This is a genomic window from Flavobacterium sp., from assembly GCF_044348915.1.
Taxonomy (GTDB): domain Bacteria; phylum Bacteroidota; class Bacteroidia; order Flavobacteriales; family Flavobacteriaceae; genus Flavobacterium.
Genome location: NZ_JBIKRX010000072.1, coordinates 1 through 14,249, shown reverse-complemented (window position 1 = coordinate 14,249; position 14,249 = coordinate 1). Strand labels below are relative to the sequence as shown.

Annotated in this window: 17 protein-coding genes; 6 read left to right on the top strand and 11 right to left on the bottom strand. The window is 35.1% G+C overall.

Annotated features, from left to right (window positions below; genetic code table 11):
- The first annotated feature begins 194 nt into the window (after positions 1-194).
- Positions 195-815: an L-threonylcarbamoyladenylate synthase gene (locus tag ACIQ1E_RS11280; RefSeq protein WP_396171408.1), complete on the top strand. Its 621-nt coding sequence runs from the start codon at positions 195-197 to the stop codon at positions 813-815.
- 221 nt (positions 816-1,036) lie between these two features.
- On the opposite strand, the gene ACIQ1E_RS11275 is transcribed toward ACIQ1E_RS11280, so the two are convergent.
- Genes ACIQ1E_RS11275 through ACIQ1E_RS11265 form a run of 3 tightly spaced genes read right to left on the bottom strand, consistent with a single transcriptional unit; the run spans position 1,037 to position 3,386 of the window.
- Positions 1,037-1,870 carry a flagellar motor protein MotB gene (locus ACIQ1E_RS11275; RefSeq protein ID WP_396171407.1) on the bottom strand — a complete coding sequence of 278 codons (834 nt, stop codon included), beginning with the start codon at positions 1,868-1,870 and terminating at the stop codon, positions 1,037-1,039.
- 50 nt (positions 1,871-1,920) lie between these two features.
- Positions 1,921-2,922 carry a glycosyltransferase family 2 protein gene (locus ACIQ1E_RS11270; protein ID WP_396171406.1) on the bottom strand — a complete coding sequence of 334 codons (1,002 nt, stop codon included), beginning with the start codon at positions 2,920-2,922 and terminating at the stop codon, positions 1,921-1,923.
- Positions 2,919-3,386 carry a type I restriction enzyme HsdR N-terminal domain-containing protein gene (locus ACIQ1E_RS11265; protein WP_396171405.1) on the bottom strand — a complete coding sequence of 156 codons (468 nt, stop codon included), beginning with the start codon at positions 3,384-3,386 and terminating at the stop codon, positions 2,919-2,921. The genes ACIQ1E_RS11270 and ACIQ1E_RS11265 overlap by 4 nt, the downstream gene beginning before the upstream one ends.
- A gap of 108 nt (positions 3,387-3,494) precedes the next feature.
- Here ACIQ1E_RS11265 and holA point away from each other — a divergent pair, with 108 nt between their 5' ends.
- The 3 genes from holA (at position 3,495) to ettA (ending at position 6,542) form a co-directional block, all read left to right on the top strand.
- A complete protein-coding gene (gene holA, locus ACIQ1E_RS11260) occupies positions 3,495-4,499 on the top strand; it encodes a DNA polymerase III subunit delta (RefSeq protein ID WP_396171404.1) in 1,005 nt (334 codons plus the stop codon).
- A gap of 52 nt (positions 4,500-4,551) precedes the next feature.
- Positions 4,552-4,734: a CAL67264 family membrane protein gene (locus tag ACIQ1E_RS11255; protein ID WP_396171403.1), complete on the top strand. Its 183-nt coding sequence runs from the start codon at positions 4,552-4,554 to the stop codon at positions 4,732-4,734.
- 113 nt (positions 4,735-4,847) lie between these two features.
- Positions 4,848-6,542 carry an energy-dependent translational throttle protein EttA gene (ettA, locus tag ACIQ1E_RS11250; RefSeq protein WP_396171402.1) on the top strand — a complete coding sequence of 565 codons (1,695 nt, stop codon included), beginning with the start codon at positions 4,848-4,850 and terminating at the stop codon, positions 6,540-6,542.
- Positions 6,543-6,616: 74 nt separating this feature from the next.
- Here ettA and ACIQ1E_RS11245 read toward each other — a convergent pair whose 3' ends face one another.
- From ACIQ1E_RS11245 to ACIQ1E_RS11230, 4 genes are all read right to left on the bottom strand, one after another.
- A complete protein-coding gene (locus ACIQ1E_RS11245; protein WP_396171401.1) occupies positions 6,617-6,745 on the bottom strand; it encodes a hypothetical protein in 129 nt (42 codons plus the stop codon).
- 77 nt (positions 6,746-6,822) lie between these two features.
- Positions 6,823-7,236: a thiol-disulfide oxidoreductase DCC family protein gene (locus tag ACIQ1E_RS11240; protein ID WP_396171400.1), complete on the bottom strand. Its 414-nt coding sequence runs from the start codon at positions 7,234-7,236 to the stop codon at positions 6,823-6,825.
- A 76-nt stretch (positions 7,237-7,312) separates the two neighbouring features.
- Positions 7,313-7,618 carry a GIY-YIG nuclease family protein gene (locus ACIQ1E_RS11235; RefSeq protein WP_396171399.1) on the bottom strand — a complete coding sequence of 102 codons (306 nt, stop codon included), beginning with the start codon at positions 7,616-7,618 and terminating at the stop codon, positions 7,313-7,315.
- Between the two features lie 103 nt (positions 7,619-7,721).
- Positions 7,722-9,887 carry a DNA mismatch repair protein MutS gene (locus ACIQ1E_RS11230; protein WP_396171398.1) on the bottom strand — a complete coding sequence of 722 codons (2,166 nt, stop codon included), beginning with the start codon at positions 9,885-9,887 and terminating at the stop codon, positions 7,722-7,724.
- 172 nt (positions 9,888-10,059) lie between these two features.
- Here ACIQ1E_RS11230 and ung point away from each other — a divergent pair, with 172 nt between their 5' ends.
- Both ung and ACIQ1E_RS11220 read left to right on the top strand, forming a co-directional pair.
- Positions 10,060-10,740, top strand: a complete 681-nt coding sequence (ung, locus tag ACIQ1E_RS11225) for a uracil-DNA glycosylase (RefSeq protein WP_396171397.1) — start codon at positions 10,060-10,062, stop codon at positions 10,738-10,740.
- A gap of 16 nt (positions 10,741-10,756) precedes the next feature.
- Positions 10,757-11,890, top strand: a complete 1,134-nt coding sequence (locus ACIQ1E_RS11220; protein ID WP_396171396.1) for a serine hydrolase — start codon at positions 10,757-10,759, stop codon at positions 11,888-11,890.
- Between the two features lie 7 nt (positions 11,891-11,897).
- On the opposite strand, the gene ACIQ1E_RS11215 is transcribed toward ACIQ1E_RS11220, so the two are convergent.
- The 4 genes from ACIQ1E_RS11215 to ACIQ1E_RS11200 form a co-directional block, all read right to left on the bottom strand.
- Positions 11,898-12,422 (bottom strand): GNAT family N-acetyltransferase, encoded by a 525-nt coding sequence (locus tag ACIQ1E_RS11215; protein ID WP_396171395.1) that lies wholly within the window; start codon positions 12,420-12,422, stop codon positions 11,898-11,900.
- Positions 12,419-12,799, bottom strand: coding sequence for a VOC family protein (locus tag ACIQ1E_RS11210; RefSeq protein ID WP_396171394.1), 381 nt, complete (start codon positions 12,797-12,799; stop codon positions 12,419-12,421). The genes ACIQ1E_RS11215 and ACIQ1E_RS11210 overlap by 4 nt, the downstream gene beginning before the upstream one ends.
- A gap of 22 nt (positions 12,800-12,821) precedes the next feature.
- Positions 12,822-13,688 carry a nucleoside phosphorylase gene (locus ACIQ1E_RS11205; protein WP_396171393.1) on the bottom strand — a complete coding sequence of 289 codons (867 nt, stop codon included), beginning with the start codon at positions 13,686-13,688 and terminating at the stop codon, positions 12,822-12,824.
- 84 nt (positions 13,689-13,772) lie between these two features.
- On the bottom strand, positions 13,773-14,102 hold the full coding sequence (locus ACIQ1E_RS11200) for a translation initiation factor (protein WP_396171392.1): 330 nt from the start codon (positions 14,100-14,102) through the stop codon (positions 13,773-13,775).
- Between the last annotated feature and the right edge of the window lie 147 nt (positions 14,103-14,249).

The window sequence follows — 14,249 nt, the reverse complement described above, 5'->3', positions numbered from 1 at the left end:
CGATTCAACCAAATCAAAGAGCAAATTGTTCTTTGGCTCGAATTTTTACTGCTTATTTTTGCAGATGTATTTTTGGTAAAAAATCTAAAAACTCAAAAAGTGGGTTCTTAAGGAATGACTAAATAGTGGTTTAAAATTGTTTAACCCAACACAACTTTAAACTTTTAAACAATTTAAACTTTAAACTAAAAGAAATGTCACAATTCATAAAAATATACGAAGACAAGCCCAACGAGGCAGCTATTGCCAGAGTCGTAAAAGTATTACAAGATGGCGGTTTGGTAATTTATCCAACCGACACCGTTTATGGTTTGGGTTGCGATATTACCAATACCAAGGCTTTGGAACGTATTGCGCGAATAAAAGGAGTGAAGTTAGACAAAGCCAATTTCTCTTTTATTTGTTATGATTTGAGTAATCTGTCCGATTATGTGAAGCAAATAGACACGGCTACTTTCAAGATATTAAAAAGGGCTTTGCCTGGACCTTATACTTTTATTTTGCCAGGAAATAATAAGCTTCCGAAAGAATTCAAAAAGAAAACTACCGTCGGAATTCGTATACCTGATAATTCTATTGTCTTGGAAATTGTAAAAATGTTGGGAAATCCCATTGTTTCTACTTCCATTCGTGATGAAGACGAAGTGATTGAATATACCACCGATCCAGAACTCATTTTCGAAAAATGGCAAAACCTTGTCGATATGGTTATCGATGGTGGTTATGGCGACAATATTGGTTCTACTATTATTGACTTATCCGGCTACGAACCTGAAGTAGTTAGAGAGGGTAAGGGGAGTTTGGATATACTTTAAGAAGTGTTCAGTGGTCAGTTTTTAGTGTTCAGTTGGCATCTGGCTATACGTCCAAAGCTCAATTATTGATTCAAGTTCCAGAGATAAATGATTTCGAGTTTATTGTTAAGGCGATCAAGAACCAAACTCTTTTTAGAATGGACCAAATAAAAAACGTCCCGATTTCTCAAGACGTTTTTGCTTATTTACTGAACACTTAAAAACTGTTCATAGAACACTAATTATTGTTGAGGTTTCTTCATTTCTTTCTCCACCATTTCATAGAATTGGTCGATTTTAGGCAGTACATAGATGCGAGTTCTTCTGTTTTTCGCTCTATTTTCAGCGGTATCATTGGCTACTAAAGGCACAAATGAACTTCTACCAGCAGCGATCAATTGGGCAGGATTAACACTCAACTGCTCGGACAATACACGAATAATTGATGTAGAACGCTTCACACTTAAATCCCAGTTGTCAATTAAGTCACCTTTACCGTTAAAAGGAACATTATCCGTGTGGCCTTCTACCATACATTCAAAATCGGGTTTGTCATTTACTACTTTGGCTACTTTTTCTAGAACACCTTTCGCTTTGTCTGTTACATTATAGCTACCGCTTTTAAACAACATTTTATCAGAAATAGAGATAAAAACCACTCCTTTTTCAACGTTGATTTCGATATCCTCGTCGTTCAATCCAACTACGGATTTCAAACTTGTAACAACAGCAAGAGTTACACTGTCTTTTTTAGTTAAAGCGTCTTGCATTCTGCTAATTTTCAAATCTTTTTCCTTGATTGACTCCAAAGCTTTTTCAATGTTTTGAGCTCCTTGTTTTGTCAATACAGTCATATCTTTAGATTGTGCAATCAAATTTTGATTTTGATCTTTTAATCCATCGACAGTCGCTTTAAGTCCCGCTTTTTCTTCTAAGCATGAATTTAATTTTACGGTACAAGTATTCAATAAATCTTGTGTTTCTTTGTTTTTCGCTTCTAAGGCAGCATATTTCTTGTTAGAAACACAGGAAGATAAAAGCATTACTAATGATAAGGCAATTACAACTTTTTTCATAAATGTTAAAATTTTAATTAATTGTGTTTTACAAATTTAGTCTTTATATTTTATTTAGTACCTAAAATATTGTTAAATACTTTCACTTTCTTTATAAAATAGAGATAAACAATACTTTTAGTGATGAAGTAGCTGTCTGATTGAAAACGATCTCTTTTTTTATAATTTTTTGGCAAAAGCCAATAAAAAGCAAAATGAGCTTTTAATACAGCAAATAAGTGCTTGAATTTCCCTTGACTAAGAAATTGAATACCAGCAATTCCGTCTAAAATAAGGCGGACAAAAAGCACAGGAAACAATTTTCTCTTAGGTAAATTTTTGACCATCATCAGCAATGAATTTCTGAAATTCAAAAAGGTTTTCATCGGATTTCCTTGTTGCAAGGTCGCTCCACCCACGTGATACACCACTGATTCCGAATTGTATTTGATGATATGCCCTTTGTTGAAAGCCCGCCAACACAAATCTATTTCTTCTTGATGGGCAAAAAAATCGGCATCGAAACCTTCAAGTTTCTTGTAAACCGAACTTCGGATAAAAAAACAAGCCCCAGACGCCCAAAAGATTTCGCAATGATCTTCGTATTGGCCTTGGTCTTTTTCTAAAGTATCGAACAATCGCCCTCGGCAAAACATATAGGCATATTTATCCATAAATCCGCCGGCAGCCCCAGCGTATTCGAAGTATTCTTTGCGCTTAAAGTCTAAAATTTTTGGTTGGATAATGGCTGTTTTAGGTTCGTTTTCAAAGGTTGCTAAGATTGGTTTTAACCAATTCTCAGTCACCTCTATATCAGAGTTTACTAAAGCATAAATCTCGGCATCAATATGTTTTAAAGCTTCATTATAGCCTTGAGCAAAGCCAAAATTACTTTCGTTTACCACAATTTTCACCGTTGGAAAATTCGCTTGTACGCAAGAAATAGAATCATCGGTCGAGGAATTATCGGCCACATAGATGTTGGCTTCAGGTGAATATTTTATAATGGAAGGCAAAAACTGTTCTAACAATTTTGCTCCATTCCAATTGAGGATTACTACTGCTATTTTCAAGACGGAAGTTTAGGATTCATAGTTTCAAAATCTGGAAGTTCTTTGAGAAAAACATACTTTTCATTCAAAAAATCCATTTGACAAAAGTAATGATTCAGCCCATTAGTTACCATTAAAAATTGTGCTTTTAAAGTCAAATTATAACGAGCAATTTGGTCGAAGGTGGATTGGGCTGTTTTGATTTCCGGAGCTTTGCATTCTACCAAAATCAAGATCGAGCCATCAGGATTGAAAACGACAATATCGTATCTTTTTCGCAATCCATTCACATTGAGCACTTTTTCAACATTGATTAATGATTTAGGATACTTTTTTTCTTCCAATAAAAACCGAACCACGTGCTGACGAACCCATTCCTCGGGAGTGAGAATGATAAATTTTTTCCTAATTTCGTCGAAAATAGACACTTTATTTTCGCTATTTTTGAAACGAAAAGAATAGGAAGGAAAATTGAGTTGCTGCATAAAGCAAAAGTATTAAATAAGTTGAAAGATTACAGTTTTCAAATCTGAAATCTGCAATCTATAATCTGCACACGAGCCCAAAGGGCGAACTGGCGAAGCAATCTGAAAATGGAAGAAGTAGTAAAAATAGTCAATGACATCAAAGCGGGTAACATCAAACCGATTTATTTTTTGATGGGTGAGGAGACCTATTATATAGATAAATTATCCGATTATATGGAACAGAATATCCTGACTGAGGACGAGAAAGGCTTCAATCAAACGGTTTTGTACGGGCGGGATGTGACTATCGAAGATGTGATTTCGACAGCCAAACGCTATCCAATGATGTCGGAACTTCAAGTGGTGATTGTGAAGGAAGCTCAAGATTTGGCTAAAACCATTGACAAACTCGAGACTTATGCCGAAAACCCTATGCCATCCACAGTTCTGGTTTTTTGTTATCGAAATAAAACGCTGGATAAACGTAAAAAAGTGACCAAGCATTTGACCAAAAATGGTGTCGTTTACGAAAGTAAAAAAATGTACGAAAACCAAGTTGGCGATTGGATAAAGCGTGTTTTGTCTGGGAAAAATTATTCGATTGAACCCAAAGCCAATGCTATGTTGGTTGAATTTCTTGGTAATGACTTGAGCAAAATCAACAATGAATTAGAAAAACTGCAAATCATTTTGCCGAAAGGCAGCACAATTACACCTAAACACATTGAGGAGAACATTGGCTTCAGCAAAGATTTCAATAATTTTGAATTGTTGAATGCCTTAGGTTCTAAAAATCAATTGAAGGCTTACCAAATTGCTCAATATTTTTCTGATAATCCCAAAGCAAATCCTTTAGTAGTGACCACAAGTACGGTGTTTGGCTTTTATGTCAAACTACTGAAATACCATGGACTAAAAGACAGAAACCCCAAAAATGTTGCTGCTGTGCTCGGTGTAAGTCCGTTTTTTTTGAAGGATTATGATGTGGCGCTGAGGAATTTTCCAATGAAAAAGGTCAGTCAAATAGTTTCTTCATTACGTGATGTTGATGTGAAAAGCAAAGGTGTAGGTGCCAATGCTTTGCCTCAATCTGATTTATTAAAAGAAATGCTTTTTAAAATATTTAATTAGCATTGAAAATTTACGATATTTGCACTTCTTAAAAAACAATACAAATTTAATTATGGGAATGAATAAAAACACCATTTTAGGATGGGCGACTTTGATAATGGTTTTAATGGGATTGTTATTGATCGGCCTAGGCGCTTTTAGATATGATGACGTAGCCGGTTGGGGATTTGCAGCCGTTGGCTTAGGGTTTTTTGCGAATGCTTGGGTTTTTAACTCGCTGAAAGGAAGGGTTTAATAAGTGTTCAGTGTTCAGTTTTAATTCTTAAAAAAGTGTTCAGTTCTTTTTGGACCAGATTCATTTTTTTTATACAGACAATAAACTATTAACAATAAACAACAAACAATACTATGGCAGACGATAAAAAAGTAATTTTCTCAATGCAAAAATTGAGTAAGACCTATCAAGGAGCAGACAAACCTGTTCTTAAGAATATTTATTTGAGTTTCTTTTACGGAGCAAAAATTGGAATTTTAGGTCTTAATGGTTCTGGAAAATCTTCACTTTTGAAGATTATTGCAGGAGTAGATAAAAACTATCAAGGGGATGTAGTTTTTCAACCAGGTTATACCGTGGGTTATTTAGAACAAGATCCGCAATTAGACGAAACAAAAACGGTTCTTGAAATTGTTCAAGAAGGAGTTGCCGAAACAATGGCAGTTTTGGATGAATACAATAAAATAAACGATTTATTTGGTCTTCCTGAAAATTACGAAGATGCCGATAAAATGGACAAGTTGATGGATCGCCAGGCGGCTTTACAAGACAAAATTGATGCTCTTGGTGCTTGGGAAATCGATACAAAACTTGAAATTGCAATGGATGCTTTGCGTACTCCAGATGGTGATACACCAATCAAAAATTTGTCGGGTGGTGAGCGTCGTCGTGTGGCTTTATGTCGCTTGTTGTTGCAACAACCTGATGTATTGCTTTTGGATGAGCCAACGAATCACTTGGATGCGGAATCGGTACTTTGGTTAGAGCAACATTTAGCACAATATGCTGGAACTGTTATCGCGGTAACGCACGACAGGTATTTCTTGGATAATGTGGCAGGTTGGATTTTGGAGTTGGATAGAGGAGAAGGTATTCCTTGGAAAGGGAATTATTCGTCTTGGTTGGAGCAAAAATCCAATAGAATGGCACAAGAAGAAAAAGTGGCTTCAAAGCGTAGAAAAAACTTAGAACGTGAATTGGACTGGGTTCGCCAAGGAGCCAAAGGTCGTCAAACGAAGCAAAAAGCGCGTTTGCAGAACTATGACAAACTTTTAAACGAAGACCAAAAACAATTGGACGAAAAATTAGAAATTTATATTCCAAATGGTCCAAGATTGGGAACCAATGTTATTGAAGCCAAGAATGTGGCCAAAGCTTTCGGTGAAAAATTATTATATGATAATTTGAATTTCACCTTGCCACAGGCAGGAATTGTTGGAATTATTGGGCCAAACGGTGCGGGTAAATCGACTATTTTCAAGATGATTATGGGCGAGCAAAAAACCGATAGTGGAGAATTTTTGGTTGGTGACACAGTGAAAATTGCTTATGTAGATCAATCCCATTCGAATATTGATCCTAATAAATCGATTTGGGAAAACTTTGCCGATGGACAGGAATTAATTATGATGGGCGGAAGACAAGTTAATTCTCGTGCATATTTATCTCGATTTAATTTTGGTGGTGGAGAACAAAACAAGAAAGTGTCGATGCTTTCTGGTGGTGAAAGAAACCGTTTGCACTTGGCGATGACATTGAAAGAAGAAGGTAACGTACTTTTGTTAGATGAGCCGACCAACGATTTGGATGTAAACACACTAAGAGCTTTGGAAGAAGGTTTAGAAAACTTTGCTGGTTGTGCCGTTGTAATTTCGCATGATAGATGGTTTTTGGATAGAATTTGTACTCACATTCTAGCTTTCGAAGGTGATTCTGAAGTGTATTATTTCGAGGGAGGTTTTTCGGAATATGAAGAAAACAAAAAGAAACGTTTGGGTGGTGACTTAACCCCTAAGCGAATTAAATACAGAAAATTGATTCGAAATTAATTAGAGATTTTGATTCTATTAAATATAAAAAGAGGATACCTTATTGGGATATCCTCTTTTTTTTGCATTAAATCTTATTTCTTTTTCTTATCGGAATTCATCATGAAGTAAACGGCTGCAATTAAACCAATTATTACTAAACCAAAAACAAAAATCATTATAAATGACCCGTTTCCCCACGAATATAAAGGTATTCTTCCCATAATTAATATTTTAAGATTGGTCAAATTTAGTAGTATTAAACAATATTAAATATGATAAATGTCATAATTGGAATTTTTTATAAAACTTTTGATTCTAATTCAGGGCTTGGCACCATACAACTATCCTTTTTGCCATACCATTTGTAGCGGTTTTTGGCAATGTAATCGTAGACTTGGTTACTTATCCCGCTTGGAATAATTCTGAACAACGTACCCAAATGCCAAAATCCACCCAGATTTTTTGCTATTTCAAGCGCTGCTGCCGATTTATAATGGTAGGCAACCCCAGGCTCATATAAGATGACACTATCAATGTATTTTGGATCGATTCCAATGTGCTTTAAAATATTCTGTCCTAATTCTGATTGTAAAGCTACAAATCGGAACACATCTTTTTTGTCGTGTCGAATCACAAATTGCACCGCCGAATCGCATAAATTGCAAACGCCATCAAAGAGGATTATTTTTTTATCTTGGGGTAGGTTCTCCATCTTTTTTATAGGTCATTGCGAGGAACGAAGCAATCGCATATGTTGCTCAAATTTATTCCTGGTTTTAAAATTATTTTCAGTCGGTCATTATATCTTTGATTTCTTCAAATAAATCTTTCCAAGTAGGATTCAAAGAACGAATTAAATCGTTTTTAGCTTCTCTTGATCCTGCTTTGATTTGTTTTTCTCTGGCAATGGCATCGCCAATCCATTGGAATTGCTCGTAATAGACCAATATGTTTACATTATATCGTGCTGAAAAGGAATTTGGATGCTTTTTTTTCTTGTGTTCTAAAATTCTTTGTGGGAGGTTGGATGTAACCCCAACGTAAACTACAGTTTGATATTTATTAGTAATGATATAAATAAATCCTGGTTTCATTATTTTAGGTTTATACTTCGAGTAGGAATCAATTCAATTTGATGCTCAATCTTTTGCAAATGTTAGTGGGATTGCTTCGTTCCTCGCAATGACATACCAACCACTATTTCTTACCCGTTTCCACAAATTCCAACTGATCCAAACTTACTTTCGAAGTGAATATCCCATAATTGACAGTGGCCTTGTTTTTTTCTATAGCATCGATAGTTCCAACTGCTTTTCCGTCTTGCATTCTAACTCGGTCGCCTAGTTTTAGAATAGGTTTTGGTTTTTCAATGATAGGTTTCAGTTTTTTTTCTTTCTTTTCCTTTCTAATTTCTTCGACTACAACTGTAACTTCTTTAACAATCTCCTTTTTCTTCTCAATAATTGCTTTAGCTTCTTTTGGAGTTGCTTTTATGCGTTTGGAATTTTCGATTTCGATGATTTTCAAAAACTCACCAATCAAATTTTTCTTGTTTTTGTTGTTGAAATAACTTTCGGCTATTGATTCTATTTTTTGTCCAATGTAAATCGTTTTTTGGTTGCTGTCGTATAATTCCTGATAGCTTTCCAGTTTCTGTTTGATTTTTACATTGATGTTTTCCATCTTTTTGCTTTCCTCACGCGCTTTGGTTTCTTCCTCTTTCAAATTGATTGAAGTTTTTTCCAATTTCGAACGTTCCTTTTGAAGTGTGGCAATAGTTTTATCAAAACGTACTTTTCCGACTTCGATTTTCTTCTTCGCGCGATTGATTAAACTAAAAGGAATTCCGTTTTTCAGAGCCACTTCAAAGGTGAAGGAACTTCCCGCTTGACCTAAAACCAATTTATACAAGGGTTCTAATGTTTTTTCGTCAAAAAGCATATTTGCATTGATGGCAAAAGGTAATTCGTTAGCCAAGATTTTAAGATTGGAATAATGCGTCGTTATAATACCGAAAGCTTCTCGATGGTAGAATTCTTCTAAGAAAATTTCCGCCAAAGCACCTCCTAATTCAGGATCAGAGCCTGTACCGAATTCATCAATCAAGAACATGGTTTTCTTGTTGCATTTTTTCAAGAAGTAGTTCATGTTTTTTAGTCGGTAGCTGTAGGTACTCAAATGATTTTCAATAGATTGATTGTCTCCAATGTCGGTCAATATCCTATCGAACAGAAAGGTTTCGCTGCGTTCGTGAACGGGAATCAACATCCCAGATTGTAGCATCAATTGCAATAATCCCACGGTTTTCAAGGATATGGTTTTTCCTCCAGCATTTGGACCAGAAATGACAATGATTCTCTTTTCTTGGTTTAATTCGAAGGTTTGAGGATGGGTAATTTCGTTTTTCTGTTTGTTGTTCAAATACAAAATAGGATGATAGGCATCTCTAAAGAATAATCGTCTATCTTCGGTAATATTTGGCAGAATTCCATTGATTCTGTTGGCGTATTTTGCTTTAGCGGCAATCACATCGATGTCGCTTAAGAAATCCTGATACTGTATCAGCAAAGGCAAAAAAGGCCGAATTTGATTGGATAATTGTTTCAGAATACGAGTGATTTCTTCTTTTTCCTCGTATTCTAGATTGCTCAATTCTCGGGAATATTTCAAGGTAGTTTCAGGTTCGATATAAGCGATACTGCCTGTTTTTGAACTTCCTAAAATAGAGCCTTTTACTTTTCGGCGATACATAGCTAAAACGGCTAAAACTCTACGATTTTGAACAAAACTTTCGCGGATGTCGTCTAAGTAGCCTAGAGAATTATATTGAGTCAACGCCATACCAAAACTTTGGTTGACTTTGCCTCGAACCACGTTCATATCCCGTCGAATATTCAATAAATCGGGTGAAGCGTTATCCTTTATTTCGCCATATTTATCAACCACAACATCGATTAACCTACTGATGTCTTTGGTGATTTCGATTTCAGATGCTTTTTTATTTAGGTAGGGATAATAATCGTCGAATTTTTTGAAGTAAGTCAACATAAAATTCGTGGTATCCGAAATGGTTGCTATTTTTCTAAAACCGCCCACTTCAAGAAAGCTATCTTCAATTCCTAAAAATTTGATTTCATAAGTAATTGCATCAAAACCGTGATTGGGAATCGCATTGTTATTTTGAAAAGACGAAACATACTCCGAGGTTTGCATCAAGGCGTTCATCAAGGTTTCTTTGTCTCGAAAAGGTGTAATCTCTAACGCTTTTTCCTTGCCTATATCGGTATTGCAAATGTTCGAAATCGTCTCTAGAACAGTTGGGAATTGTAAATCTTGAAGCGTTTTTTCTGTAATGGATATCATTTATTTCTTGAATTCTTTATAATACAAAAATAGGATTATTTCAAGGAGAATCATAATCTTATTCCGAGGAGATTATTAAGCTTTGATGAAAAGTTTTTCTAAGTTTTTTTGCAAATCATTTTTTTAAAACTCTGTGAATTCTTAGTGTATCTTTGTGTTATAAATAACATGTATGCAACTCAACTTTAATCCTTCTTGGCAATTTATCTTATCTAACGAGATCAAGAAACCCTATTTTTCGGATTTGATGAAGTCAGTTGACGAAGAATACCAGAATCATATTTGTTTTCCTCCAAAAGATTTGATTTTCGCTGCTTTTGATTATTGTTCTTTCCAAGATTTGAAAGTTGTAATTATTGGTCAAGACCCGTATCACGGGACAAATGAAGCGAATGGATTGTGTTTTTCAGTGAATGATGGAATCAAAATTCCGCCTTCTTTACGGAATATTTTTAGGGAGATGAATGATGATTTGGGAACTATTTTCTTTCCGAATTCAGGTAATTTAGAGCATTGGGCAAAGCAAGGGATTTTGCTTTTGAATGCTTCTCTTACGGTTCGAAAAGACAGTCCGAATAGCCATAAACATTTGGATTGGAGTATATTTACTGATGCAGTAATCCAAAAAATTTCGGACCAAAAAGAAAATGTGGTGTTCTTGCTTTGGGGGAGTTTTGCGCAGAGAAAAGGATCTAAAATTGACAGAACCAAACATTTAGTTTTAGAATCAGGTCATCCATCGCCAATGAGTGCCAATCAAGGAAAATGGTTCGGGAATAGACATTTTAGTAAAATTAACTTATATTTGAGCGATAAAGGAATTCGTCCGATAGACTGGAATTCGAACCAATAATAGTAAAATGTTGAATATGAGAGTTTTTAGAAATTTTTTTGTTTTAATAGTAGTTTTTATGGAATTTGGATGTTCGTCGACCAAAAAAAATGTTCTAACCGAAACATTGGCACTGGATAATCCGAAAATCAAAAATGTGATGACCAATCCTGATGAATTCGAATTGCAAATTATTTACACGCAGATAATTAGAGATAAAAACAATCAGGTTAGTTTCAAAGATTATACTTATCGTTTGAATGCCAATAATTATTATTATCCTGCTAGTACGGTTAAATTCCCAATTGCAATTTTGGCTTTAGAAAAACTAAATACCGTTGAAAACACTTCAAAAGACACTCAATATTCAATAGCAGGAAAACCTGAAAAGCTTAGATTCTCGGAAGAAATTTCGAAAGTTTTTGCCGTGAGCAATAATGAAGCAAGTAATAATTTGTTTGAGTTTATCGGTTTCGATTATTTAAATGAAAGTATGAAAACCAAGGGTTTGTCGCCGTTCAGAATTTCGAATAGAGTTAGCACGCCCGATGCAGGAAACCCAATAACTAAATCAATTACATTATACAAAGACGACAAAACAGTTGTCAATCTTCCTGAAATTCAGAACAAGCCAAGTGTTCCTTTGCAGATGAATAATCTTAAAAAAGGGAAAGGGTATATGGATGATGACAAGTTGGTCAAAGAGCCTTTTGATTTTTCGAAAAAGAATTATTATCCTTTGGAAACTTTGCATAATACATTGAAAAGAATTGTGTTTCCAGAAGCATTCAAAGAATCAGAACGGTTTAATTTGACCCCAAAAGACCGAGAATTTATTTTGTTTTCGATGCAAAATCTACCTAAAAACGCTGGATATAATCCTACAGAGTATTATGATGGATATTGTAAGTTTTTTATGTTTGGAGATACCAAAGAAAACATTCCTGCTAACATAAAAATTTATAATAAAGTGGGGAATGCTTACGGAACTTTGATTGATTGTGCCTACATTGTCGATACTGAAAACAAGGTTGAGTTTATGGTTTCGGCTTCGCTATTGGTCAATAAAGATGGCGTTTTCAATGATGATACTTATGAATACGACACAGTAGGTTTGCCTTTTTTGGCAGAATTAGGCAGACAATTGTATGCTAAAAACTTGAAGAAATAGATTTTAATTACTTGCTATTTTCCAACGAGTACCAATTCCATGAAACACTATCTTCGAGATAGGTTTCGGTCATTTGCATTCCAATTTTCTGGAGAATTTTATTGGAAGCTGTGTTTTCAGAATGAGCCGCAGCTTCGATCGTTTTGATATTCATAGTCTCGAAAGCATACTTTAGCCAAGCAAAGCTTGCTTCTGTCGCAATACCTTTTCCCCAAAATTTCTCGTCCAATCGATAACCGATATCGTAGAAATTAGTTTTGTTGTTGACAGGCTCTGTATTGTATTTCAATCCTGCCCAACCTATAAATTCATTGGTTTCCTTGGAAGTTATGGCAAATCTTCCAATGCCATTTTCAAGGTATTGTTTTCTAACAAATTCGATAACTTCGATAGTTTCTTCGATGGTTTGTACCGGTTTATTCCACAAATATTCGTGCACCTTTGGATTGCTGTCCATTGCAAAGAAAGCTTCTGCATCAGATTGTTTTAGTTCGCGAAGAATTAGTCTGTCGGTTTCCAGGATGAGATTCATAATTTTATTTTTAAATCCGAGATGACAATTCGATAACCGTCGGGGTCAAGAACCTTTTTTCCATTTTCATTCCAGTAGGGGTTTTTGGCCTCAATGATTATTATGGAATACTTATTTATCTGGTCTAAAATACTTTCATATTCTAACCTTGTGTTGCGATAAAAAACCAAAACATCTTCATCTCCGAAATTGAACTGAACAATTTCATTCGACTTTGTGAATTCTAAATGCCAGTTTTCATTCGTTTTGCCAATAAAAAGACCATCATAATCAGTATGATTTTGAAAGCCACCAAGAATTTCCATTCCTAAAATTTTGATGTAAAAGGCACTTAGTCGTTCTAAATCATTAGTATGTCTGGTAAATCTAAATGTCAATTTTGTCTTAAGTTAAAGTAAGTTACTCCGCTAATTTCCCTAAAGTATACGCAATCAATTCATCAACCGCTTTGTAGGGATCTGAGCTAAAGGTACCGTTGGCACGATTAGCAATTATGGCGTTTAAGGACAAACAATTATGTCCAAGAAGTTTTCCCAAACCATAAATGGCGCTTGTTTCCATTTCGAGATTCGTCATTCGAGTGCCATTGAAACTAAAACTATCCATTTTAGAATTAAGGTTTTCGTCCTGAATATTCAAACGTAAAACTCTTCCCTGTGGACCATAAAATCCGCCCGCAGTTCCTGTAATTCCTTTGAAAATTCGGTCGCTATCCATTCTTTTTTCAAGTTTTTCAGAACAAGCTATTATATAAGGACGACCTTTCGTTAGATCCCAATTGGTGTGCTTGATAAAAGCGTCTTCCATTGGTATTTCGGTGATGTCGTCGATCAAATAGGAGCGGAGCATATTGTCTAAACCGAGACCAAATTTCCCCATCACAAAACTATCTACTGGAATATCGGCTTGTAAGGAACCTGAAGTCCCAATTCGGATGATATTTAAGGAAGTTAAGGTTTCTTTTGGAGTTCTGGTTTTCAAATCGATGTTGACTAAGGCATCCAGTTCGTTCATCACAATATCGATATTGTCTGGACCAATTCCGGTCGACATCACCGTGATTCGTTTGCCTTTGAAAAGCCCCGTTTGAGTTTTGAATTCTCTTTTTTGAGTTGAAAACTCAATACTGTCAAAAAATTGGGTGATTTTTTCGACACGGTTTTGATCGCCTACAAAAATGATATCATTGGCGATATTTTCGGGCAGTAAATTGAGGTGATACACGCTTCCGTCTGGATTAAGTATCAATTCTGATGATTGTATCATTAGTGATTTTGTTTAGATGGTGTAAAGTTTAAAGGTTTAATGTTAATTTGCTGAACACTAAAAACTGAATACTGCAAACTGATTCTATCCTCCAACTCGTTTTACTTTGAAGCCTTTGTCTTTAAGGATTTGCATTATTTTATCGCGATAGTCACCTTGAATAATGATGGAATCGTCTTTGAAAGTTCCGCCAACACTCAGTTTGGTTTTAATTTCTTTGGCAAGAATTTTAAAATCTTCGTCGGTTCCTTCGTAGCCTTCGATAATGGTTGTGGCTTTTCCTTTTCGTTTTTCGAATTTGCAAATCATCGGTTCTTTTTGAATGAAAAGGACGTGATCTTCTTGTGGAATATCTTCGGGTTCCGATTCGATATGGTCTGGAAATAAGTTTTTGAGTTGTTCTTGTAAGTCCATAAATTTTTAGAATAAAAAAAAACCAAATTTTAAACTTCAAATTCCAAAAAGAAGGATTGGATTTTGGGATTTCAATTTTGGAATTTACATATTGTTATGAATTTGTTTTGAAATATAGTTTGTAATCTCATTTCGATCTACGAGGTA

Coding starts and splice junctions, on each gene's coding strand:
- ACIQ1E_RS11280 (WP_396171408.1), top strand. CDS start 195: ATGTCACAATTCATAAAAATATACGAAGACAAGCCCAACGAGGCAGCT.
- ACIQ1E_RS11275 (WP_396171407.1), bottom strand. CDS start 1,870: ATGAAAAAAGTTGTAATTGCCTTATCATTAGTAATGCTTTTATCTTCC.
- ACIQ1E_RS11265 (WP_396171405.1), bottom strand. CDS start 3,386: ATGCAGCAACTCAATTTTCCTTCCTATTCTTTTCGTTTCAAAAATAGC.
- holA (WP_396171404.1), top strand. CDS start 3,495: ATGGAAGAAGTAGTAAAAATAGTCAATGACATCAAAGCGGGTAACATC.
- ACIQ1E_RS11255 (WP_396171403.1), top strand. CDS start 4,552: ATGGGAATGAATAAAAACACCATTTTAGGATGGGCGACTTTGATAATG.
- ettA (WP_396171402.1), top strand. CDS start 4,848: ATGGCAGACGATAAAAAAGTAATTTTCTCAATGCAAAAATTGAGTAAG.
- ACIQ1E_RS11245 (WP_396171401.1), bottom strand. CDS start 6,745: ATGGGAAGAATACCTTTATATTCGTGGGGAAACGGGTCATTTATAATG.
- ACIQ1E_RS11240 (WP_396171400.1), bottom strand. CDS start 7,236: ATGGAGAACCTACCCCAAGATAAAAAAATAATCCTCTTTGATGGCGTT.
- ACIQ1E_RS11235 (WP_396171399.1), bottom strand. CDS start 7,618: ATGAAACCAGGATTTATTTATATCATTACTAATAAATATCAAACTGTA.
- ACIQ1E_RS11230 (WP_396171398.1), bottom strand. CDS start 9,887: ATGATATCCATTACAGAAAAAACGCTTCAAGATTTACAATTCCCAACT.
- ung (WP_396171397.1), top strand. CDS start 10,060: ATGCAACTCAACTTTAATCCTTCTTGGCAATTTATCTTATCTAACGAG.
- ACIQ1E_RS11220 (WP_396171396.1), top strand. CDS start 10,757: ATGAGAGTTTTTAGAAATTTTTTTGTTTTAATAGTAGTTTTTATGGAA.
- ACIQ1E_RS11215 (WP_396171395.1), bottom strand. CDS start 12,422: ATGAATCTCATCCTGGAAACCGACAGACTAATTCTTCGCGAACTAAAA.
- ACIQ1E_RS11205 (WP_396171393.1), bottom strand. CDS start 13,688: ATGATACAATCATCAGAATTGATACTTAATCCAGACGGAAGCGTGTAT.
- ACIQ1E_RS11200 (WP_396171392.1), bottom strand. CDS start 14,102: ATGGACTTACAAGAACAACTCAAAAACTTATTTCCAGACCATATCGAA.